This is a genomic window from Halomonas sp. AOP27-A1-41 (assembly GCF_052378605.1).
Lineage (GTDB): Bacteria > Pseudomonadota > Gammaproteobacteria > Pseudomonadales > Halomonadaceae > Vreelandella > Vreelandella citrativorans.
The window spans coordinates 43,449-63,349 of the sequence record NZ_JBQSXT010000004.1; the positions used below are offsets into that span (position 1 = coordinate 43,449).

19 protein-coding genes are annotated in these 19,901 nt (G+C 52.9%); 12 read left to right on the top strand and 7 right to left on the bottom strand.

The genetic code is table 11. The annotated features are described in order from the left end of the window. Positions 1–78 precede the first annotated feature (78 nt). The gene (locus ACT3TC_RS04410; RefSeq protein ID WP_444639271.1) at positions 79–1,080 is read right to left on the bottom strand and encodes a glutathione S-transferase family protein; all 1,002 of its coding nucleotides are present in this window, start codon (positions 1,078–1,080) and stop codon (positions 79–81) included. An 84-nt stretch (positions 1,081–1,164) separates the two neighbouring features. After that, the gene (locus ACT3TC_RS04415; protein ID WP_444639272.1) at positions 1,165–2,085 is read right to left on the bottom strand and encodes a LysR family transcriptional regulator; all 921 of its coding nucleotides are present in this window, start codon (positions 2,083–2,085) and stop codon (positions 1,165–1,167) included. A 792-nt stretch (positions 2,086–2,877) separates the two neighbouring features. Between ACT3TC_RS04415 and ACT3TC_RS04420 the strand changes: the two genes are divergently transcribed. Beyond that, on the top strand, positions 2,878–4,548 hold the full coding sequence (locus tag ACT3TC_RS04420; protein ID WP_172118035.1) for a peptidoglycan DD-metalloendopeptidase family protein: 1,671 nt from the start codon (positions 2,878–2,880) through the stop codon (positions 4,546–4,548). 145 nt (positions 4,549–4,693) lie between these two features. On the opposite strand, the gene ACT3TC_RS04425 is transcribed toward ACT3TC_RS04420, so the two are convergent. Continuing rightward, on the bottom strand, positions 4,694–6,334 hold the full coding sequence (locus ACT3TC_RS04425) for a L,D-transpeptidase family protein (protein WP_444639273.1): 1,641 nt from the start codon (positions 6,332–6,334) through the stop codon (positions 4,694–4,696). A 105-nt stretch (positions 6,335–6,439) separates the two neighbouring features. Here ACT3TC_RS04425 and ACT3TC_RS04430 point away from each other — a divergent pair, with 105 nt between their 5' ends. The 7 genes from ACT3TC_RS04430 to ACT3TC_RS04460 all read left to right on the top strand — a co-directional run bounded on the left by ACT3TC_RS04430 (position 6,440) and on the right by ACT3TC_RS04460 (position 13,276). Beyond that, entirely contained in the window at positions 6,440–7,165 is a 726-nt protein-coding gene (locus ACT3TC_RS04430; RefSeq protein ID WP_444639274.1) for a murein L,D-transpeptidase catalytic domain family protein, read from the top strand. Between the two features lie 85 nt (positions 7,166–7,250). Beyond that, on the top strand, positions 7,251–8,270 hold the full coding sequence (locus ACT3TC_RS04435) for a patatin-like phospholipase family protein (RefSeq protein ID WP_444639275.1): 1,020 nt from the start codon (positions 7,251–7,253) through the stop codon (positions 8,268–8,270). Positions 8,271–8,574: 304 nt separating this feature from the next. After that, entirely contained in the window at positions 8,575–9,927 is a 1,353-nt protein-coding gene (locus ACT3TC_RS04440) for an MFS transporter (RefSeq protein ID WP_444639276.1), read from the top strand. A 108-nt stretch (positions 9,928–10,035) separates the two neighbouring features. After that, entirely contained in the window at positions 10,036–11,301 is a 1,266-nt protein-coding gene (locus ACT3TC_RS04445; RefSeq protein WP_444639277.1) for a nitrate- and nitrite sensing domain-containing protein, read from the top strand. Between the two features lie 15 nt (positions 11,302–11,316). Then, entirely contained in the window at positions 11,317–11,457 is a 141-nt protein-coding gene (locus ACT3TC_RS04450) for a hypothetical protein (protein ID WP_441678462.1), read from the top strand. A 197-nt stretch (positions 11,458–11,654) separates the two neighbouring features. After that, on the top strand, positions 11,655–12,647 hold the full coding sequence (locus ACT3TC_RS04455; protein ID WP_444639279.1) for an LLM class flavin-dependent oxidoreductase: 993 nt from the start codon (positions 11,655–11,657) through the stop codon (positions 12,645–12,647). A gap of 134 nt (positions 12,648–12,781) precedes the next feature. Then, the gene (locus ACT3TC_RS04460) at positions 12,782–13,276 is read left to right on the top strand and encodes a GNAT family N-acetyltransferase (RefSeq protein WP_444639280.1); all 495 of its coding nucleotides are present in this window, start codon (positions 12,782–12,784) and stop codon (positions 13,274–13,276) included. A gap of 200 nt (positions 13,277–13,476) precedes the next feature. On the opposite strand, the gene ACT3TC_RS04465 is transcribed toward ACT3TC_RS04460, so the two are convergent. After that, positions 13,477–14,052 carry a DUF1415 domain-containing protein gene (locus ACT3TC_RS04465; protein WP_441678468.1) on the bottom strand — a complete coding sequence of 192 codons (576 nt, stop codon included), beginning with the start codon at positions 14,050–14,052 and terminating at the stop codon, positions 13,477–13,479. Positions 14,053–14,127: 75 nt separating this feature from the next. Further along, on the bottom strand, positions 14,128–14,796 hold the full coding sequence (locus tag ACT3TC_RS04470) for a GntR family transcriptional regulator (RefSeq protein WP_172118044.1): 669 nt from the start codon (positions 14,794–14,796) through the stop codon (positions 14,128–14,130). A gap of 191 nt (positions 14,797–14,987) precedes the next feature. On the opposite strand from ACT3TC_RS04470, the gene ACT3TC_RS04475 reads away from it, so the two are divergent. The 4 genes from ACT3TC_RS04475 to ACT3TC_RS04490 all read left to right on the top strand — a co-directional run bounded on the left by ACT3TC_RS04475 (position 14,988) and on the right by ACT3TC_RS04490 (position 18,625). Further along, positions 14,988–15,545, top strand: coding sequence for a chromate transporter (locus ACT3TC_RS04475; RefSeq protein WP_172118045.1), 558 nt, complete (start codon positions 14,988–14,990; stop codon positions 15,543–15,545). Further along, on the top strand, positions 15,542–16,072 hold the full coding sequence (locus ACT3TC_RS04480; RefSeq protein ID WP_172118046.1) for a chromate transporter: 531 nt from the start codon (positions 15,542–15,544) through the stop codon (positions 16,070–16,072). The genes ACT3TC_RS04475 and ACT3TC_RS04480 overlap by 4 nt, the downstream gene beginning before the upstream one ends. 146 nt (positions 16,073–16,218) lie before the next feature. Beyond that, positions 16,219–18,069 carry an ABC transporter ATP-binding protein gene (locus ACT3TC_RS04485; protein ID WP_444639281.1) on the top strand — a complete coding sequence of 617 codons (1,851 nt, stop codon included), beginning with the start codon at positions 16,219–16,221 and terminating at the stop codon, positions 18,067–18,069. A 310-nt stretch (positions 18,070–18,379) separates the two neighbouring features. Then, positions 18,380–18,625 carry a hypothetical protein gene (locus ACT3TC_RS04490; protein WP_444639283.1) on the top strand — a complete coding sequence of 82 codons (246 nt, stop codon included), beginning with the start codon at positions 18,380–18,382 and terminating at the stop codon, positions 18,623–18,625. Positions 18,626–18,705: 80 nt separating this feature from the next. On the opposite strand, the gene arfA is transcribed toward ACT3TC_RS04490, so the two are convergent. After that, positions 18,706–18,855, bottom strand: coding sequence for an alternative ribosome rescue factor ArfA (gene arfA / locus ACT3TC_RS04495; RefSeq protein WP_444639284.1), 150 nt, complete (start codon positions 18,853–18,855; stop codon positions 18,706–18,708). 130 nt (positions 18,856–18,985) lie between these two features. Next, complete coding sequence (dkgB, locus tag ACT3TC_RS04500; protein ID WP_444639286.1) at positions 18,986–19,795, bottom strand: 2,5-didehydrogluconate reductase DkgB; 810 nt, start codon at positions 19,793–19,795, stop codon at positions 18,986–18,988. Positions 19,796–19,901: the final 106 nt, after the last annotated feature.

The window sequence follows — 19,901 nt, forward strand, 5'->3', positions numbered from 1 at the left end:
TCAAGCTAACGTCATAACAGAAGACCGCCTTTTCGGCGGTCTTCTGGGTTGCAGCGGCGGCTGTGCTGAACAAGCTGCCTAAGCGCTCTGCTTAGAACGTACTCCACGCCCTGGCAGGCGCTCTCGATCATGGGGGCGTTCAAAGTCAAGCAGCGGCCCAGCAGGTACAATACGTGTTGGGTTAATCTTATCGTGGCTGTAGTAGTAGTGACGTTTTATATGGCCCATATCAATCGTTTCAGCCACCCCCGGCCATTGGTAGATCTCGCGCACATAATTGGACAAATTGGGAAAGTCTTCAATACGCTTGAAATTACACTTGAAATGGCCGTAATACACGGCATCAAAACGAATCAGCGTCGTAAACAGGCGGATATCCGCTTCTGTTAGCCACTCACCCGCCAGATAACGCTGGTTACCCAAACGTTTTTCCACACGCTCTAGTGCTTCAAACAGCGCATGAACATGCTTTTCATACACATCCTGCTCGGTGGCAAAACCGGTCTTGTAAACGCCGTTGTTAATATGGTCATAGACATCGGCATTCACTTGGTCGATCTGTTCGCGCAAATCCTCCGGATAAAAATCCAAGTGGTTACCAGCAAGATCATCAAACGCGATATTCAATATACGTAACAAGTCGGCCGACTCATTATTAACGATGGCACTTCGCTTTTTATCCCAAAGCACCGGGACCGTTACCCGGCCGGTATAGGTGGGGTTGGTCATGGTGTATAGCTGATAGTGGTAATCAACGCCGTTAACGGCATCACCGCTTGAGCCTTCATTCTGCTCATAGGTCCACCCTTTATTTAACATCAAAGGGCTCACATGCGACTCGCCTATCAACGACTCCAGCCCTTTTAGCTTACGCATTATGAGGATGCGGTGCGCCCAAGGGCAGGCTAACGAAACGTATAGATGGTAGCGGTCCTTTTCAGCGGGATAGCTGGCCCCGCCAGTTTCCGGTTGATCGCCGACCCAATCACGCAGCTGAGCAGACTCACGGACAAATTCACCGCCACTCTTTTTCGTGTCGTACCACTGGTCGTGCCATTCACCATTAACAAGCAAGCCCATAAGGCATCTCCTAAAGGGGGTAATAAATATCTGACGGCTCTACCTTCAGCATACCCCCGGTGCGCAGATGCTCAAGCGGATGTTTTACGGTGCTTCATTCGAGATAATCGAACCATGGGAATAGAGCTCTTCGACCGCCTGCTTTAACGCAGCAGCCATGGCATGAGCGGCAGGCCCTGCACGATCACGATCCCGAAAAATCATCTGAACAGGCACTTCACGTATGCCACCCGCCGGAAGCGGCAGTGGCTTTAACTCGCCACGCGCTAGCTCTTCTGTAATATGGGATTCAGGCATCCAAGCGAACCCCAGGCCACGCTTTAACATATCCAGAGAGGTGTTCAAATGACCTACCGTCCAACGCTGCTCGGCCTTTAACCACCCTGCATCCAAAGGCTGACGCAAGGCTGAGTCACGAACCACCAGCTGGCGATGCTGCGCCAGATCGCGAAGGTCCAATGATCTCCCCAACTGGTGTAGAGCATGATCCGGATGGGCAACCGCAATAAAGCGAACGAGCACCAGAGGCTCACCTAAAAACCCCTGCGCCGATATACCCGAAACCACGAGGTCTGCGCGGCCGTCATAGAGCATTTCAATTCCACCGTGGAGTACGCTCTCATATAGCTGTACGCGTACTTGAGGATATGCTTCCGAGAAGCGCTCTAGCGCCTTCGCCTGGACCGCCGCAGGGAATATCTGCTCGATTGCCACGATAATTTCAGCTTCCAGGCCTGCCGCCAGCCTTGACGCTACATCTTCTAAAGAGGCTGCGCTTTCTACCAATTGACGTGCGCGGCGCAGCAGTAACTCACCAGCCTCCGTCAAGCGCACCTGACGCCCAACCGGCTCAAGCACCTGAACACCTAACTGTTCTTCCAGCTTATGAACGGCATGGTTCAACGTAGAGGGGCTTTTATGGATCGCTTCCGCTGCACGCGCAAATCCTCCATGGTCTACCACGGCTGCCAGCATTTGCCATTGCGCAAGTGTTACCCGGGACATTTCGATTTCCTCGATGCTATACAGCGATACAATCCGCTTAATCTTCGAAAAAATCTCACTAGAATGCCAGTAATCAATAAAAAGTACCGCTTATTCAGTGCTTATTTATGCCACCCGGCACGATACAGCCTCTTTCTGAAAGAGCTTGCTTGAAAGGGCTTACTTGAAAGCGCCTATCAGAAAGGACCTGCCAGTGCATTTTGGTTTTATCTGCGTCGCTCAAATACGCAGCGCGCTCTATTGCTCGTCTGGCCAACGCCCTAACCACGCTAAAACGCTAAAAAAACCCGCAATTAACCTTTTGTTACAAAAAAAACGTCAAGATTAACCCCGCCTTAAGTCTGACAGACAGTATCCACGGCTCACGGTATTATCTTCGCCCAACTTAAAAATTCTTAACTAACATTAACAAGAGCTTAAGCGCTTGTTTTAAAACAACAATAATAATAATTCCTATTAGACCTTACTTACCCGACACTCCTAACCGTCACAAAACCTCTACGCTACTCCCTGCCTGTCTATGGCTAGGTTAGTAATTATCATGTTTTTCATGATCAGAAGTATGCAATACACAGAGTTAGCCGACTCACTTTATCCAAGCTTTTATTTACCTTTGTTAGCAAACAGTGTTCACAAACAGTGATATCTGCCATTTACTTATGCTAATATAGCAAAAGTATCTTTTATGTATAGATATACAGTCTATGCACCTTTTGCTCCATGGGGTATGGTTCCGGGGTTTGTTTACTTTCATATTCGTTTTCGATCACGAACTCGGCGGTCTATTTACCCATGTTGCGAATCCTTCATTCGCTGCCCCGCACGCATAAGTTGTTACTGTTACCTGTGGCTACAATGGTCACTGTGCTGGGCGCACAAAAATTAATTACAACGTATCACGATTTAAACCAACCCCATACACCGCTTGAAAGCGTGTTAGTACCGCTTCCCAGCGATTCAGCGCCAGGTCTGCCTTCCCTTGGTCAGGAACGAGCGCCGGTTGCTGATGCCATCAATCGCGCCTCAAGGGCCATTGATGCCACCCGCGAACATATTCCCCTTAGCGATTTAGCGGCAACAGAAATCGTTGATCTTGATCTTATCTCTAGTGCGGATGCGGCGGTAGCAGAACACCAGCCGCCCAGTGCAGTACTCAACGACAGCGCAATCGATAACGGCGCACTGCATATGTCGATTGTCGTAGGCACACTTTCAAGCGGCATGCTCGATATCGATCCGTCGTCCTCTGTCGAAATCGCAGATGCTACTTCTTATGAAGATTACGGCATTGATCTGTTCGATGACGTCTCTTTTCTTGAGCTGGAACTGGCTGCTGAAGAGCCCTATGTCCCTGAATGGAAGACCCACCTTGTTGAGCCAGGTGAAACCTTTGCCGTTCTGGCACAAGATGAGCTGGGGCTAGGCTATAGCGAAGTACTGGCACTGTTAGATGACATGCCAGAATCTCAAATGCTGACAAACTGGCGTGCAGGCCACAGCTTCGACTACCAGCTAGATGAGGACGGCCGCCTGCTTGCGCTTCGCATGATGAAAAACATGCGCGACGGGGTATTAATAGAAAGCGATACTGACAGCTTCGCCATTACGTCTATTGAGCGACAGGGAGAGCCGGTTCAACGCCTTTTTGCGGGTAGTGTTAGCGGTAGTTTCGCCCGCTCAGCTCAGGCAACTGGTTTGAGCAGTAGCTCGGTTACCGAGCTTACTCACTTGCTAGAGAAGAAACTTGATTTTCGCCGGGACAGTCGCCGTGGCGACCAATTCCAGGTGCTGGTTGAGTCCGACATGATTGATGGCGAAACGCTGGGCTCCCGCGTACTAGCAGTAAAGTATGCCGGAGAGCGCATGGACCTCACTGTCGTACGTAATGCCACCGACAATAATTTCTATACGCCCGAAGGCAATAGCCTGGACCCCTCTTTTGCACGCTACCCCTTTGACGGCAGTTACCGCCTTAGCTCCGGTTTCAATCCACGCCGTAAACATCCGGTAACGGGTCGGATCAGCCCACACAACGGTACTGACTTTGCAATGCCTATTGGTACGCCGGTGACTGCCCCCGCCAATGGCCGTGTTGAGAAAATTGCCAACCACCCAGCCGCAGGCCGCTATATTATTATCCGCCATGACAATGGCTATCGTACGCGCTACCTGCACTTGTCCCGGCAGTTGGTAAGCCAGGGGCAGCGCGTCACCATGGGCGAGCGCATCGCGCTTTCGGGTAACACTGGCCGCAGTACGGGCCCTCACCTGCATTACGAGGTCATCGTTAATAACTCGCCCGTTAATGCAATGACGATAGACCTGCCTGAAAACATGGGCTTAAACGGCGACACACTGATTGCCTTCCAACGCCAAGCCGAGCCGATGCTTGCTGCGCTTGAAAGTGGCGAAACCGGCACGATTAGCGTGGCGGGCTATCAATCAGAAAGCGATACAGAGTAATCCAGGTTTTTGTAATCCAAGTTTTTGTAACCCAAGCTTTAACACCCTATAACAATGCCGCCCCCAAGGGCGGCATTGTCGTTTTTACCCTCTGAACGGTAGCCACGCACCTTGCGCTATCTGCTCGCGGGCCTGCCCTCTACGTTCATACAGAACGCTGGAGCGCTGCCAATAGTGACGCATCGCGCCGGTAGATATCCATGCGAAACTCCACTTCCCCTTGGGCGTTGGGCCATGCGGTTAAGTAATGTAGCGCGACAGGAATGCGCTGAGGCAAGTTCACATTACGGTCGCTGCCACCACTATTTATTAGCGTACTGAGCTGATAACGACTGCCACTATCTTGCAAGAGCATTTGGGCAAATTCGCGTACCCCTTCCACGCGTACGCAGCCCGAGCTCAATGCCCGTTGATCACGCTGGAAAAGCCCCTGTGCTGGCGTGTCGTGTAAATAGATCATGTCATTATTGGGAAAGCGCACCACTACCCGACCCAAAGGGTTACTGCTCCCCGCTACCTGACGCAACATAACGCCCCCAGGGCGTTGCCAATCGACCTCGGCCGGGTCTAGCTGCGCACCGGACATATTGATCACCTGCATATTATGCTGGGCTAAATAGTCGGTGTTCTGACGTATCCGGGGCAGAACATCTTCACGCAGGATGGTAGGCGGAATCGTCCAGCTGGGATTGATCGTTAGGTGGCTGATGGATGAGTGAATAATAGGCGTTTCACGGCGCGGCGACCCAACGACCACCCGGGCATTCCACTGCTGGCCGTTTGGCCGAATATAGTGCAACTGGTAGCCTGCGATATCTACCCAGACCCGCGGCTCACTAGACTGCTGGGGGCCTATCCAGCGGGCACGTTCCAGATTAACCCGCAACTGATCAACACGTGAGGCGGCAGGTGCATTAAGCGCCAAGCGAGTACGATCGCCGACGACGCCATCGGCGGTTAGTTGATGGCGCCGCTGAAAGCGTTTTACGGCCATTTCGAGTTCAGTATCAAAGGTGCGTCTATCGCCGCCTGGCGCCTGAACGCCAATCATGGGATAGGCGCTGCTGTCTGCCGAGACCAGGCCATCTTCTCCCCACATCGCTAGGCGTTGGCGCAGCAGGATTACGTCATCATCCCTATCACCCGGACGCAGCGAGTCTTCGCGCGACGGCAAATACGGGGTGCTGCCTAGCGTGGCCACTTGGCGATAGCGGCTGAGCGCCTCTCGCAACTGCTGATACTCACTTGAGGCTGGGCGAGCCAGCTCAAAGGCGCGCTCCAATGCCTGGTCATCAACGGCCTGAACGACGCGAGCCAGCGAATAGCGACGCTCAGGGCGTGGGACATCCCAATTCGGCTCAACGTCACGCGGGTTGACCTTGCCACGCTCCAAGTGATCGAGGGCCAACAACAGCGACGACGTTGCCTGAATATCAAACGCAGCCTGAGCGGACTCTCCAGCGTTCTGGCTACTCTGGAAAGCGCTCAACAATCTATCGGCACGGTAGTCACTAGGGGTCAAACCATCACTTTCAAGCAGGTTAAGCGCATTGGCTAACGCCACAACCGATGAAGCCTCGCGCCAGGCTAGCTGCTCATTACGCAATTGATAAAATTCACGGATCGGCAGCGACGCCTGATCTTCAGCCGCCAAGCGCTGTATAAGTGCCTGTTTAAGCGGCTCAGAGGCCGCATACGCCGGTGTTAAACCGAAAGGGATATGGGACAGTGCTAGACCTAGAGCGGCCCCTATCGCCCATTGTCTTAGTGACTGCATCTCGTTCATCACCCTCTCCTTGCGTTACTATGAATTCCCATTCGCGGCATGCTTACTTTCATCATAGCCGTTTACTATTTTTCGTCGTCGCTCTTGTCAGCAGGATTGCTCTGTATGGTAACCCGTTTGCGCCCACTATCGTTGTCATGCTGTTTACCTTTCGCGTTCATTAGCCTCCCTTTATACGCGAGCAGTTTCTTTTCTGATGTCGCCTCAACGCCCCCTCCCGGTGTGTTATCGCTTAATCATCAGTTGCTTCAATTAGCGCCTTCGGCTACCCCAGAAGCGCTGCGCCTTGCCGCCCAAGCGCTTAGCTGTGCGGACCCCGATGTCGAGCGGCTGGCAGTTATCGACTATTCACTGCCTTCCACCGAGCGGCGCATGTGGGTCTTTGATCTGCGCCAGCACACGCTGCTGTTTGAGGAATTGGTTTCCCATGGCCAGGGTTCTGGTGATGCGCAAGCCGACGCCTTCTCGAATATCCCCGAAAGCTATCAATCAAGCCTTGGTTTGTTTCGTACCATGAATAGCTATTACGGACGCAACGGCTACTCCCTTAGGCTTAACGGGCTGGAACCCGAGGTCAATGACCTCGCCTACGAGCGTGCCATTGTGATTCACGGAGCCGACTACGTTAGCGATGACTTTATCGCGCAAACAGGCCGCCTCGGCCGCAGCCATGGCTGCCCCGCTGTACGCCAGGATATCACTTACCCGCTGATTGATAGCTTAAGAGATGATCAGTATGTGTTTGCCTATTACCCCGATGAGGAGTGGCTCGCCAGCTCAAATTTCTTACGCTGCCAAACGCTAGGTGCCCCCCATTTAGCGCAACGTTAAATTCTCGCCTGGTGGCATGTGTCGGTTCTTATGCCATGCTGAGAAGCAGCGCAGCATGAATAAGCTAACTAACGCATGAGGCCTTATGACTCAAGTCAAGAAGTTGGATCTCGCATTGCAAGGTGGTGGGGCACACGGCGCTTATTCATGGGGCGTCATTGACCGCCTGCTTGAAGATGAGCGCATCGAAATAGAAGGTATTAGCGGCACCAGTGCCGGTGCCATGAATGGCGTGGTAATGGCCGATGCCCTCACCAGGGGCGGCAAGCCGTTAGCCAGGCAAGCACTTACGGATTTTTGGCAGGCCGTCAGCCGCGCGGGTATGGCAAGCCCGGTACGCCGTTCGCCGATGGATGTCTGGACCGGCAACTGGAGCCTTGATCATTCGCCAGGCTATATCGCGATGGACCTTATGACGCGCCTGATCTCGTCCTATCAATTCAACCCGTTGAACGTTAACCCACTGCGTGACATCGTTGATGCACACATTGATTTCGAGCGGGTGCGCCAATGCGAGCAACTTAAGCTGTTTGTGGCGGCCACCAATGTGCGCACGGGCAAACAGCGTGTCTTTCGTCGTGAAGAGATGAGCCTTGATGCTGTAATGGCCTCTGCCTGTTTACCCTTGATGTTCCAGGCCGTTGAAATTGATGGCGAGGCCTACTGGGATGGTGGCTACATGGGCAATCCCGCGCTGTTTCCCTTAATGGAGGAGTGCAGTTCACGGGATATCCTGCTGATACAAATTAACCCTATCAGCCGCGACTCAGTACCGACCTGTGCGTCATCCATCCTGAACAGACTTAATGAAATTACCTTTAACGCCGCGCTGATTAAAGAGATACGCATGATTGCGCTACTGCAACACGCCCTGGAAGAGCAAGGGATCAACAACTGTTACCAGCAGGCCCTCTTTCACCGTATTAGCGGCGAGCAAGCGCTGGAAAACCTTTCCGTTTCCAGCAAGATGAATTCGGAATGGTCGTTTCTTTCACACCTTTTTGAACAAGGCCGAGACGCCGCGCAGCGCTGGCTGGATGAGCACTTCGAGGCAATCGGCAATCACTCAACGCTGGATATCGACGCCGTTTACCTGCACGACTAAACAGCACTATTGTGATGCATGCCGCCTACGGCATGCCCATCAACAGCGCATGGGGCTATTCCTCTTTCTGTAAATCTTCGGCCTATAAAAAGTAACCAACTGATAAGGCTTATAAAAATCCCCGATGGCGAATTAATTGCTTAACTATCTCTTGTGATGGTAGGCGTAGACCAGGCCCAACCGGGTACGAGTGCGTCGGGCCTGACCTTCAATGACGAAGGCATGTTCTCGTGAACACGTAACGCAACAGAGCGATTTGGCGTTGCGTGATGCTCAACTGGTTAAGATCCTGTGAGGCCATCCCATGGACATACGCAATAAAGCCAATCGTATTCGACTGCTAACGTTCTCCACGCCTCAGATGCGTGCCTTCCACTTGTCGTGGTTTGCTTTTCATATCTGTTTTTTTGGCTGGTTCGGCATCGCACCACTTATGGCGGTGGTGCGCGATGACCTTTCCCTGACACAGACACAAATTGGTAACACGATCATCGCATCCGTCGCGATTACTGTTATCGTGCGGCTCCTGATCGGATTGCTGTGTGACCGGTTAGGACCGCGCAAAACCTACACCGGCCTGCTCATTTTAGGCTCCCTTCCGGTCATGGGCATCGGCTTTGCCAATAGTTTTGAGACGTTCCTGCTTGCCCGCTTAGCTATTGGCGCTATCGGTGCCTCATTCGTGATTACGCAGTACCACACCACCATGATGTTTGCACCGAATGTCGTGGGTACCGCCAATGCAACGAGTGCGGGCTGGGGTAACCTGGGCGGTGGTACCACGCAAATTCTTATGCCACTTATCTTTGCAGGCATACTGATGTTGGGTGTTAACGAAGCGCTCGGCTGGCGTCTTGCCATGGTCGTGCCCGGCATCGTTATGTTTATCACCGGGCTCGGTTACTGGTTTCTCACGCAGGATGCGCCTGACGGCAACTTTAGCGACCTGCGCGCACGGGGAGAATTGCCCGAGGCAACGGGTGAGAACAGCGCCACTCAATGCTTTTTAGCAGCGGCGAAAGACATCCGCGTTTGGGCACTGTTTGTCGTTTATGGGCTCTGTTTTGGTGTTGAACTTACGATCAACAATATTGCGGCTATCTACTTCTTCGACAAATTCGACTTAACGCTGGCAATGGCTGGCATGATTGCAGGGCTGTTTGGGTTGATGAATATTTTTGCCCGCACGCTGGGTGGTGTTTTCTCGGATCTGTTCGCCAAACAGGGCGGGTTAAAAGGACGTGTGCGCTGGCTATTTATTGCGCTGGTTTGTGAAGGCATTGCGCTGGTCGCCTTTTCGCAAATGCACGTTCTAAGCCTGGCCATTGGCATCATGCTGGTGTTTAGCCTCTTCGTACAAATGGCCGAAGGCGCCACGTTCGGTGTCGTGCCGTTTATCAATAAAAAAGCCTTGGGCGCAGTTGCCGGGATTGTGGGTGCGGGCGGCAATGTCGGCGCCGTCTCGGCCGCCTTTCTGTTTCGCAGTGAAAGCTTAAGCTATCAACAAGGGCTATTTTACCTAGGCGTGACCGTTCTGGTACTGGCCTCGTGCGTATTAGTCGTTCGGTTTAACGACGTAACGGAAGCACAAGAAGCAAACGCTTACCGTGACGCCGTGGGCGATGATACCGGTGCGGGGGCCCTTTCATTACGTTAACGCTAGGCATTAAGTTAACGCCAGGCATTATGCTCAAGCAGCCCCCTACTCTCCGGCGCAAGCCAGCCATAAGAGAAGGGGCAACGCGGCGAGTAAAAGGAAATCGTTATGTCATCTGCCCAGCAGCTACTCTTAACCGCCATTCGTTGCGATATCGACAATTTTCGTTATTTAGCGGCGGCCTCGGAAATCGTTGCGGATATTAGCCGTTTTATCCATGTGCTTCAGCGCGAACGCGGTGCCTCAACGATTTACCTTGCCTCTCAAGGTCAGCGCTTTAAAACACGCCGCCAGACATATATTAACAAGAGCAAAGAGGCCGAAGCGCTGATGCGCAGGCGCTTAGAGGCGCTAAGCCAGGAAGCACGCCCACAGGCAGCGGCGCGCCTTCTGCGCCAAATAGCCGCCATGTGGAACGCCCTGGACGACTTAAGCGCACTGCGCAGCGCCATTGATAACGTTGCTATTTCTCCCGATGCCGCCACCCAAGCCTTTAATCACCTTATTGGCGGTTTGTTAGCGATTGTCTTCGAAGCTGCCGACACTTCAGACGATCCAGATATTACCCGTGCGCTGGTGGCTATTTTCCATCTCATGCAAGGCAAGGAGCTGGCCGGACAAGAGCGTGCCTGTGGCGCCTTTGGCTATACCCTTGGCCATTTTGATGACAGTCACCGCCAACTTCTCGGCCAACTGGTTAACGACCAGCAGCGCTGTTTTGATACTTTTATCGAATTTGCTACGCCAGACGCCGCGCTGGCTTGGCAGCAAGCCGTTTCAACCAGCACGCTAACCGGCATTCAACAGCTGCGCGAGGCTGCCTGCCAGCCAGCGTCGCCACATATAACGTCTAACCCGCTGGGTGAAACCTGGTACGAGCTAACCACGCTGCGCATTGATGCAATCAAAAGCGTCGAAGATACGTTAAACGCACAGCTAGCCGCGCTTTGCTATCGCAAAATACACCAGGCAGAAGCAACGCTTGAGCAGACCAAAGCCAAGCCTTACGCGCATAAACCCGCGCCTTGCGAACCGTTACTGGCCCTTAACCATCCTCAGCCGCCGGGTGATTTAACGGCCAGCGCGCTGACCTCACCGCTTGGCCGTTCCCTGATAGCGTTAACCCAGACCCAGTCCAGCCGCCTACAAGGGTTAAGCGATGAGCTGGAAAATACCCGTAAGGCACTGCGCGAGCGCAAGCTTATTGAACGCGCTAAAGGGCTTATTATGGCGCACCAATCAATGAGTGAAGAGGAGGCTTACCGCTTCCTTCGCAAGACATCAATGGATCAAAGCAAAAGCATGGCAGACATGGCGCAAGCCATTCTCGATCTCTCCTCCATGCTCAAAGAGGCTCCAGCATACTCACGCTAAACGAGCCATCCACTGATGTCACCTCGTTTGATTGAGCCAGGCATGTCGATACGCCCTTTTTTGATGAACCGCCTGAAACGGCGCTGGAAGCTCGCGATATTGCCAACGCGGTTATTTATGCGCTCTCTCAACCGGCCCATGTCGACGTTAACGTGATCCTGGTTCGCCACCCCGCCGAGTGACTAACCGATCAAACAGGTTACGCAGCCCAAAAGGGCTGCTCCTTGCATTTGGCCTTCATAGCCCGCATACACTCTACTAACAAGCGTGCTAATGATTTAACCGCGTGCCGTCTCATTGCCTACGCGTCCAAATCTTTAAGCATGCTCCACGTCTTTATTAGTAGGTGAAATATGAGCCAACTCTCTTCGACCGCGCTCTCTGTACTCGACCTTGCCCCTATACGCCAAGGCGGCAGCGCTGCTGAAACGTTCCGGGATAGCGTTTCACTGGCACAGCGAGCCGAGCAGTTGGGCTATACCCGTTACTGGCTTGCCGAACATCACAACATCCCTGGAATCGCCAGTGCCGCCACGTCCGTTTTGATTGGCCATTTGGCAGGCCACACTTCCACTATACGGCTAGGCTCGGGCGGGATAATGCTGCCTAATCATCCTCCGCTTGTGATTGCCGAGCAGTTTGGCACGCTGGAAACGCTCTACCCTGGGCGCATTGACCTGGGACTTGGGCGGGCGCCCGGTTCTGACGGTGCCACTATGCGTGCCATGCGGCGCAGCATGCATGCGGGCGTAGACGACTTCCCCGAGCAACTAAGCGAGCTGCGTCGCTACCTAGGCGATGCAGAGCCTGGCCAGCAGGTGAAAGCGGTACCTGGCCAAGGAACTAACGTGCCTATCTGGCTGTTGGGTTCAAGCGGCTACAGCGCCCAACTGGCCGCCAGACTGGGCCTGCCCTTTGCATTTGCGGCGCAGTTTGCACCCGGCTACCTATTTGAAGCGTTACGCCTCTACCGCGATAACTTCCGCCCGTCTGAGCATCTGGATAAGCCTTATACCATGGTCGGGCTGCCGGTGATGGCCGCAGAGAATGATGCCATGGCGCACTACCTTGCTACCTCCGCCCAGCAGAAGTTTCTGAACCTGATCCGTGGCAAGCCGACTCAGTCGCAGCCCCCGGTAGAGCAACTGGACTGGTCACCCATGGAGCAGTCGCAAGTCAACCAGTTCCTGGGTGCCGCGATTATTGGTGGTCCAGAAACAGTTAAAGCGGGACTTGAAGACTTTCAGGAACGTACAGGCGCCGATGAGTTAATGATTAATAGTGACTTTTTTGGTCATGCCGACCGCGTGCGCAGCTACGAAATCGTTGCTCACGTAGCAAAATAAGCGCAACGTACAGCCACTTAAGGGGCTTCAAGCGCAGATGCCCCTTCCATGTTGACAGCCGCATGCACCGCTGCGGCCTGGTACCATTAACGCCCCTCACATGCTACTCGGCTTATCTCTACCAGGTATTAACCATGTCTACACTTACCTTCACCTTAATGACGCAAGACGACTTCGCTATTTTCTGGCCCACTTTTAAGGCGATTGTGGCGGAACAACATACCTATGCCATTGACCCCGACATTAGCTACGAGGCGGCCTACTCACTATGGTGCCAAGTCCCCAAAGCCACGTATGCCGTCAGAGATTCAGCAGGCGAACTGGTGGGAAGCTACTACCTCAAAGCCAACGCGGCAGGCCCGGGTGGCCATGTGTGTAACTGCGGCTATATGGTCACCGCTGCCGCCCGCGGTAAAGGCGTTGCGCGCGCGATGTGTGAACACTCTCAGCAACTAGCTCGTACCCATGATTTTAAAGCCATGCAGTTTAACGCTGTCGTTGCCACGAACGAGGCAGCGGTAGCGCTTTGGCAGCGTTTAGGATTTAGTATTGTGGGCACGGTGCCGAAAGCTTATTGTCACGCAACACAAGGACTCGTAGACAGCTACGTGATGCATAAATTCTTATAACTTAGTCGACTAGCGTATTAATTTTCATAGTTTTTATCGACATCACAACCACTCCAATGAACCATGCTCTGGCAGGTGCATTAGGTTTGCTCGTTGTCATGTTGATGGTAGTGGCGCGCTTGGAATACCAGCAGAGAAAGCGCAACAATCGATCCAAAGCAAGGGCGTTTGAGCTTTACATAAACAGCACGAATAAGGCGTTATGGCGTTTTACCCGAAGATGCCCGTTGCGCTAACGCATCCTGAAGATAGCGCTCTGCCCTACTGCTTCCCATCGTGGTCAAATGGGCCACATTGCGTTCCGGGATGACCGAGGTATCACCATAAAACTCAATGGCTTTTTCAACGCTCGCTTCGCGCAATAGGTGCACCATTGCGTAGGGTGAGCGGTTGGTATAGTTCGAGGCGTCCTCTGGCGTGGCGTCCTCAAAGCAGTAGTCTGGATGAAAAGTCGCCAGCTGATAAACACCTTCATAGCCCTGTTCGGCCAGCATGCTTTCTGCCAGTTCTACATAGTCCAGATAGTGGTCAAAGTGCTTAAAAAGCGTGGGAAAGACTAGCAGCGTGGTTTCTGTTTCCGGATGCTCATCCAACCACTGCACTTCGACCATCAGCTCTTCCAATGCCACCTCAAGCTTTTTTGAGCGTACGACGCCCACACGAATAGTGTCACGCTCTACTTCTCGCTGAGCAAAGGGACATACGTTTTCAGCCACAATAAAGTTGCGCACCCAGCTCAACGTTTGCTCAATGACATCACTATCTGAATATTGCATCGCTCTTTTACATCCGCTTTATCGTGTTTAGTACGCGCCAGTGTACACTGATCGCTGATGGCTTAGCTGATGCTTTTAGCCGTGCTGCGCAAAGCACGTTAGCGCAGCCTCATAGGATTTAAGGATATGCTCATCAAGAAGCTTTCGCGCTGCTTTCACATCGCGCTTTAAAGCAAGCGCCACTAGCTCATGGTGCTGCTGATCCAACTCCTGGCGAATGACCGGCATTTTGGGGCCCAAGCGCCGGTACCGATCAAATTGATCGTGCAGCTGTTCAATAAACCGCAGCGACCATATAGAGCCGCACGATGCGACCAGCGTGCGATGAAACTGGGTATGCAATCGCTCCCACTCATCGTCATTATCCAGCGTCATGTCGGCACATTTCAGGCGATGCTCTGCCGCGAGAAGGTTTGCCTCCCACGCCGCATCCCCCAGCGAAATTGCCTGTTCAAATGCCATACCTTCCAAGGCCAAGCGCGTTTTTACAATATCATCCAGTTCACTGCGTGAAAGAGTCGGCACCCGAAAACCGCGCTGATTTTCCTGTATCAGCAGACCATAGGCGGCCAACTTGTTTAACGCTTCACGCAAGGGGCTTAAGCCCACTTGATACAGCTCTTTAAGCGCATTGATTGCCAACTTTTCGCCAGCAGCAAAACGCCCATTAACCAAGTCTTTGCGTAAAATATCGTAAATACGGCTAGATGCTGTTGTTGTGGAGGGCTGAACGTACTGGTTCATGGTAGGGTCCTTTCATCCACCGGTGAGCGCATATCACTTATTCCGTTTGACGCCTGCTAACGCTCTTGATTATATTATTCTACCCTGAAAAATAATCGATTTTATTACATATAAACGATATAAAGAGAAAATATGGTTTTTCAACGCATCTACTACCGTTTTCGGCCTGCCTACCATAGCGTGACACGCTGATGAAACAGACAGCCCTGTTCTGGGCCTTCTTTCGCGTCGGTATTTTTGGTTTCGGTGGCGGCCCCTCAATGATACCGCTGGTACATGCAGAAGTCGTTACACGCCACCAATGGCTGACGGACGAAGAGTTTGCCGACATATTAGCCATTGGCAACACCTTGCCTGGCCCTATCGCAACTAAAATGCCTGGTTATATCGGCTATCGTGTAGGCGGCATTAGTGGCTGTATAGCGTCGGTACTTGCTGTTTGCTTCCCTATGATAGTTGCCATGGTGGTCATGCTGGGCGTTTTTAGTCGGTATCGGGATGTGGCCTGGATTCGTGGGATGGGGCAAGCCGTGGTGCCCGTCGTCATGGTGATGATGGGGCAACTGGCTTGGGACTTCTTTGATAAATCGCAAAAGGCGCTAGGCTGGCTTGTCAGTAGCCTAATGGCGATTACCGCTGGCCTATTGATTTATTGGCTAGGCATTCACCCCGGTTTTATTATTGGCGCGATTTTGCTGGCGGCGCTGTTACGCCCTTCCACGGCTAAAAAAGCGGAGCGCTCAGCATGATTTATTGGCAGCTCTTCCTGGCATTTTTTGTCCCGAACATTGTTGGCTACGGCGGTGGCCCAGCCATTATCCCCCTGCTTGAAGCCGAAGTAGTCGGCCGCTATGGCTGGATGACGTCTCAAGGGTTTGCGGAAACGCTTGCGCTTGGAAACGCGCTGCCTAGCCCGATTGCTACTAAAATGGCCGGCTACGTGGGTTATGAAGTGGCCGGCATCGGCGGTGCCGCCGTCGCGATAGCGGCAACCGTTGTGCCTTCGCTACTGCTGATGATTGCCGCACTAGGGCTTTTGTACCGCCATCGCGAGTCGCCCCAAGTCAAGCGTATGAGCCAATGGGTACGCCCAGTGATCGCCATTATGATGGCTTGGTTAACGTTGGGCTTTTTCCTTGAAGGCGTTAATGGCGCAGGGTGGGCACATACACTGATTATCGGCGCCATTGCCGCGATTGCGCTGGTACGGTTCAGCGTTCATCCCGCGTTTGTGGTGATGGGTGCGCTTGTGTACGGCGCCTTTATCCTTCCCTAAGGTTTGTACAAAAAGAGCCTGTGTTCATCTTCTTCTCCAGCTTCAACCGCCGCGCGCTATTAAAGCGCCGGCGGTTGAAGTGGCTATTGCGACGCAACCCACGCATCATAATAGCTTCTTTCGCTCTCGGTTCATGTTAACTCCCTATGCCCCCACTGTTTTCCACCTCTGGTAACGCCCCGTCGGTTAACGGTTTTTTCAACGTGTTTCGCTACAGCAAGCGAGCCCTGGGCCTTGTTTGGGAAACCTCCCGTTGGATGATGTTCGGGCTGGCGCTTTGCACGCTGGTGGCTGGCGTGTTGCCTGCGGCGGGTGCCTGGGTGGGCCAACTGATCGTTGATGGCGTCGTCAACGCGATGGACACCTATCGCGACAACCCTTCCGCTAGCCTGACGGTTATTATTATGCCGGTGCTTGAGCTTGTGGCGTTAGAGGCTCTCATCATCGCCTTGATCGCACTGGCCCAACGCGGGCTTTCTGCTCAGCAGTCGCTGCTTCGCGCCCTGCTGGGCCAGAAAGTTAATGTCATGATTTTAGAAAAAGCAGGCACGCTATCATTAAGCCAGTTCGAGGATTCAGAGCTGTATGACCAATTAACACGTGCTCGCCGTGAAGCCTCCACGCGGCCTTTAGCGCTGGTTAATAAAACCTTTGGGCTACTTCAAAACGCCATCTCACTGGTCAGTTTTAGTGTACTGCTTGTGCAGTTTTCCCCTTGGGCGCTGCTGATTCTAGCGGCAGGCGCCCTGCCGGTGTTTGTTTCAGAAGCCAAGTTTTCAGGTGATGCGTTTCGCTTGTTTCGCAGGCGCTCACCTGAAACGCGTATGCAGGGCTATTTGGAAACCGTACTGGCCCGCGAAGACAGCATTAAAGAGGTCAAACTGTTTGGCCTTGAGCCGCTTTTTTTGCAACGTTATCGCGAAATTTTCAACCGGCTATTTCGCGAAGACCGGCGATTGACACTCCGCCGTGAGGGCTGGGGCTTCTTGCTTGGTTTGTTGGGCACGCTAACGTTCTACGCCGCGTATGGCTGGGTAGTGGTTGAGACGATTGCAGGTGCTATCACGCTGGGTCAGATGACCATGTACTTGATGGTGTTTAAACAGGGCCAGTCTGCGCTTTCTGCAAGCCTTACCGCCATTAGCGGCATGTACGAAGACAATCTCTATCTTTCCAACCTGTACGAGTACCTGGAACAACCTACCCAGCAGGAAGGTGGCACGCGCTTGCAAGGCGCACTTCCCGGCGACGGTCTGCGCTTTGAAGGCGTAAGCTTTGCTTACCCAGGCGGCAAGCAGGTATTGCAACACATCTCACTGCACCTGTCTCCCGGTCAAAGCCTTGCCCTGGTCGGCGAAAACGGCTCCGGAAAAACCACCCTCATTAAGCTTTTAACGCGGCTTTATCACCCTACAAAGGGGCGAATTCTGCTGGATGGCAGTGATCTTCGTGACTGGGAAAACAGTGCGCTACGCAAACGCGTCGGGGTTATTTTTCAGGACTTTGTCCGCTATCAATTGCCGGTTGGCGAAAATCTGGGCGTGGGCGACACCCAGGCGTTTAATAATCAAGCGCGCTGGCAGCAGGCCGCTCGCAATGGCATGGCCGACAGTTTTATCAAACGCATGCCTCAAGGCTATAACACTCAGTTGGGGCGCTGGTTTAAGGATGGACAGGAACTCTCTGGCGGGCAGTGGCAAAAGATAGCGCTCTCGCGCGCTTACATGCGCGAAGAGGCCGATATTTTAGTGCTGGATGAACCCACCGCTGCGATGGACGCCGCCGCTGAAGCCGACGTATTTACAAGGTTTCGGCAGCATAGCCACAATAAAATGACGATTCTCATATCGCACCGCTTCTCAACCGTCCGCAATGCGGATCTCATCCTCGTTATTGACCAGGGAGAGATTATTGAACGCGGCACGCATGAGGCATTATTGGCTATCAATGGTCGTTATGCTCACTTATTTCATCTGCAGGCGAAAGGTTATCGCTAAGTAAATGTTGCAGCATTTTTATCAATACGTTAAAACAAAGAGGTTGCTGGCTGAAGGCAACCTCTTTGTTTTAACTCGCTGTATTAACCGAGAAACTATCATGCGCTGGCAAATCCGCGTCACACGATCCAATAAGCTACCCCGCGTTATGCATAACGTGGCGAGTGCTTATTGTCATCGTGCGCCGGAGTAAGAGAGTTATCACTGGCCGCGACGATCTCGCGGCCAGCCTCAGTTAAAACCAGCCCTTCGCTTAACGACTGACCGCAATCCCGTCCGGCCTCCCAGTGAACGTATGGAGACCGAACTCATGGCAATCACTCTTACCCGTAACCTGTTCAAAATTATAAGAAAGCACCGCATACAGCGCCGCCTGCCTACAGACCTGCGTCTACACGATGCTCACCTGCTTAACGATATCGGCTTGCGTTGGGAGCACGGCCAACTGGTCTCAATTCATGGCGTAGAAGAAGCAGCCGCCCGCACACAGCGCCATCAGGCTGACACTCGAAATGCTTATGAAACGTGTCCCCACTGCGGGAGCCCGTTGACATAGCCAACGCCCCCGGCCACAGGAAGTGGCCGGGGGCGTTCTGTTTTGATAAAGCCAAGCAGTGGTATTGCCAAAACGCTTGATCAAGCGGCTTGGCGATACCCCCGCAGGGCCTTGTGCCCTTTACGGGAGTAGCTGCCTTTACCTTTTTTGGGCGTTTGCTGCTGCATCTTGAACATGGGGGTTCGTAGCTGTGCTTTGAGCGCGTTGTCGCGAATCTTGTGTTGCTTCATGGAGTCTTCCTGTAAAGCGGATTTATTTAAAAGCTGTATAAAATAAAGCTATATAAATAGCGGTGCCTGCTTGTGCAGGCACCGCTATGACATTATGAGATGCCTAACGTTCCCATGCGCTCATTTAATATCACTCATCCCATTTAGGTGCAAAGTCAGGGTTGGCGATGCGCTCCTTGCGGTCCAGCTTGGCAATGTCGTCCATTTCACTGTCGTTTAATACAAGATCAAACGCGGCAATATTGCTTTGGATATTACGCGCCTTGGTGGAAGAAGGAATGGTGATCATGTCGCGCTGATTGACCCAGGCCAAGGCGATTTGCGCAGGCGTTACGCTGTGCGCATCCGCGATCTGCTGGAGCGTGGCATCGTCCATTACCTTACCCACCGCCAGCGGCATAAAGGCCGTTACCTGAATACCGTGATGCTCGCAGCGCTCAACCAGCTTGCGGTTTTGCAGGAAAGGATGCACTTCAATCTGATTGGTGAGGATTTCGCCTTTACCCAAAATCTCCACCGCTTTATCAAGCTGTTCAATAGTGAAGTTGGATACGCCGATGTGGCGCGCCTTACCCAGTGCCTTCACCTCTTTGAGAGCGGCCAGGTACTCTTCCATCGGCACTTCGTTATCCGGCGATGGCCAGTGGATCAGCAGTAGGTCAACGTAGTCGGTACCGAGCTTTTCCAGGCTTTCATCAACACTCTCTTTCAAGCGCTGCGGCGCCAGGTTGTCGAACCACACTTTGGTGGTCAGAAAGATGTCACCACGCGGTACGCTGCTGTCACGAATCGCTTCACCAACGCCCTTCTCATTACCGTAAAACTGAGCGGTGTCGATATGGCGATAGCCTGCTTCAAGCGCCGAATGGATGCTCTCTTTAAGCGTATCGCCTTCCAGGCGAAAAGTACCAAAACCGGGGTTAGGCATAACCTTTTGCATCATTAACATCCTTTTCTATTGATAGCGTGTTAATTAACATGGGGCGGCCACCGCGTGACTTCAACCACCTATTCAAAAAAGCCCATACCACGTTTGGCGCCATAAG

Excerpts from the sequence above, each read along its gene's own strand:
- ACT3TC_RS04450 (WP_441678462.1), top strand. The coding sequence starts at position 11,317 with ATGTCACCTCGTTTGATTGAGCCAGGCATGTCGATACGCCCTTTTTTG.
- ACT3TC_RS04460 (WP_444639280.1), top strand. The coding sequence starts at position 12,782 with ATGTCTACACTTACCTTCACCTTAATGACGCAAGACGACTTCGCTATT.
- ACT3TC_RS04475 (WP_172118045.1), top strand. The coding sequence starts at position 14,988 with ATGAAACAGACAGCCCTGTTCTGGGCCTTCTTTCGCGTCGGTATTTTT.
- arfA (WP_444639284.1), bottom strand. The coding sequence starts at position 18,855 with ATGAAGCAACACAAGATTCGCGACAACGCGCTCAAAGCACAGCTACGA.
- ACT3TC_RS04445 (WP_444639277.1), top strand. The coding sequence starts at position 10,036 with ATGTCATCTGCCCAGCAGCTACTCTTAACCGCCATTCGTTGCGATATC.
- ACT3TC_RS04410 (WP_444639271.1), bottom strand. The coding sequence starts at position 1,080 with ATGGGCTTGCTTGTTAATGGTGAATGGCACGACCAGTGGTACGACACG.
- ACT3TC_RS04425 (WP_444639273.1), bottom strand. The coding sequence starts at position 6,334 with ATGAACGAGATGCAGTCACTAAGACAATGGGCGATAGGGGCCGCTCTA.
- ACT3TC_RS04435 (WP_444639275.1), top strand. The coding sequence starts at position 7,251 with ATGACTCAAGTCAAGAAGTTGGATCTCGCATTGCAAGGTGGTGGGGCA.
- ACT3TC_RS04430 (WP_444639274.1), top strand. The coding sequence starts at position 6,440 with ATGGTAACCCGTTTGCGCCCACTATCGTTGTCATGCTGTTTACCTTTC.
- ACT3TC_RS04470 (WP_172118044.1), bottom strand. The coding sequence starts at position 14,796 with ATGAACCAGTACGTTCAGCCCTCCACAACAACAGCATCTAGCCGTATT.
- ACT3TC_RS04455 (WP_444639279.1), top strand. The coding sequence starts at position 11,655 with ATGAGCCAACTCTCTTCGACCGCGCTCTCTGTACTCGACCTTGCCCCT.
- ACT3TC_RS04490 (WP_444639283.1), top strand. The coding sequence starts at position 18,380 with ATGGCAATCACTCTTACCCGTAACCTGTTCAAAATTATAAGAAAGCAC.
- ACT3TC_RS04440 (WP_444639276.1), top strand. The coding sequence starts at position 8,575 with ATGGACATACGCAATAAAGCCAATCGTATTCGACTGCTAACGTTCTCC.
- ACT3TC_RS04485 (WP_444639281.1), top strand. The coding sequence starts at position 16,219 with ATGCCCCCACTGTTTTCCACCTCTGGTAACGCCCCGTCGGTTAACGGT.
- ACT3TC_RS04420 (WP_172118035.1), top strand. The coding sequence starts at position 2,878 with ATGTTGCGAATCCTTCATTCGCTGCCCCGCACGCATAAGTTGTTACTG.
- ACT3TC_RS04415 (WP_444639272.1), bottom strand. The coding sequence starts at position 2,085 with ATGTCCCGGGTAACACTTGCGCAATGGCAAATGCTGGCAGCCGTGGTA.
- dkgB (WP_444639286.1), bottom strand. The coding sequence starts at position 19,795 with ATGCAAAAGGTTATGCCTAACCCCGGTTTTGGTACTTTTCGCCTGGAA.
- ACT3TC_RS04465 (WP_441678468.1), bottom strand. The coding sequence starts at position 14,052 with ATGCAATATTCAGATAGTGATGTCATTGAGCAAACGTTGAGCTGGGTG.
- ACT3TC_RS04480 (WP_172118046.1), top strand. The coding sequence starts at position 15,542 with ATGATTTATTGGCAGCTCTTCCTGGCATTTTTTGTCCCGAACATTGTT.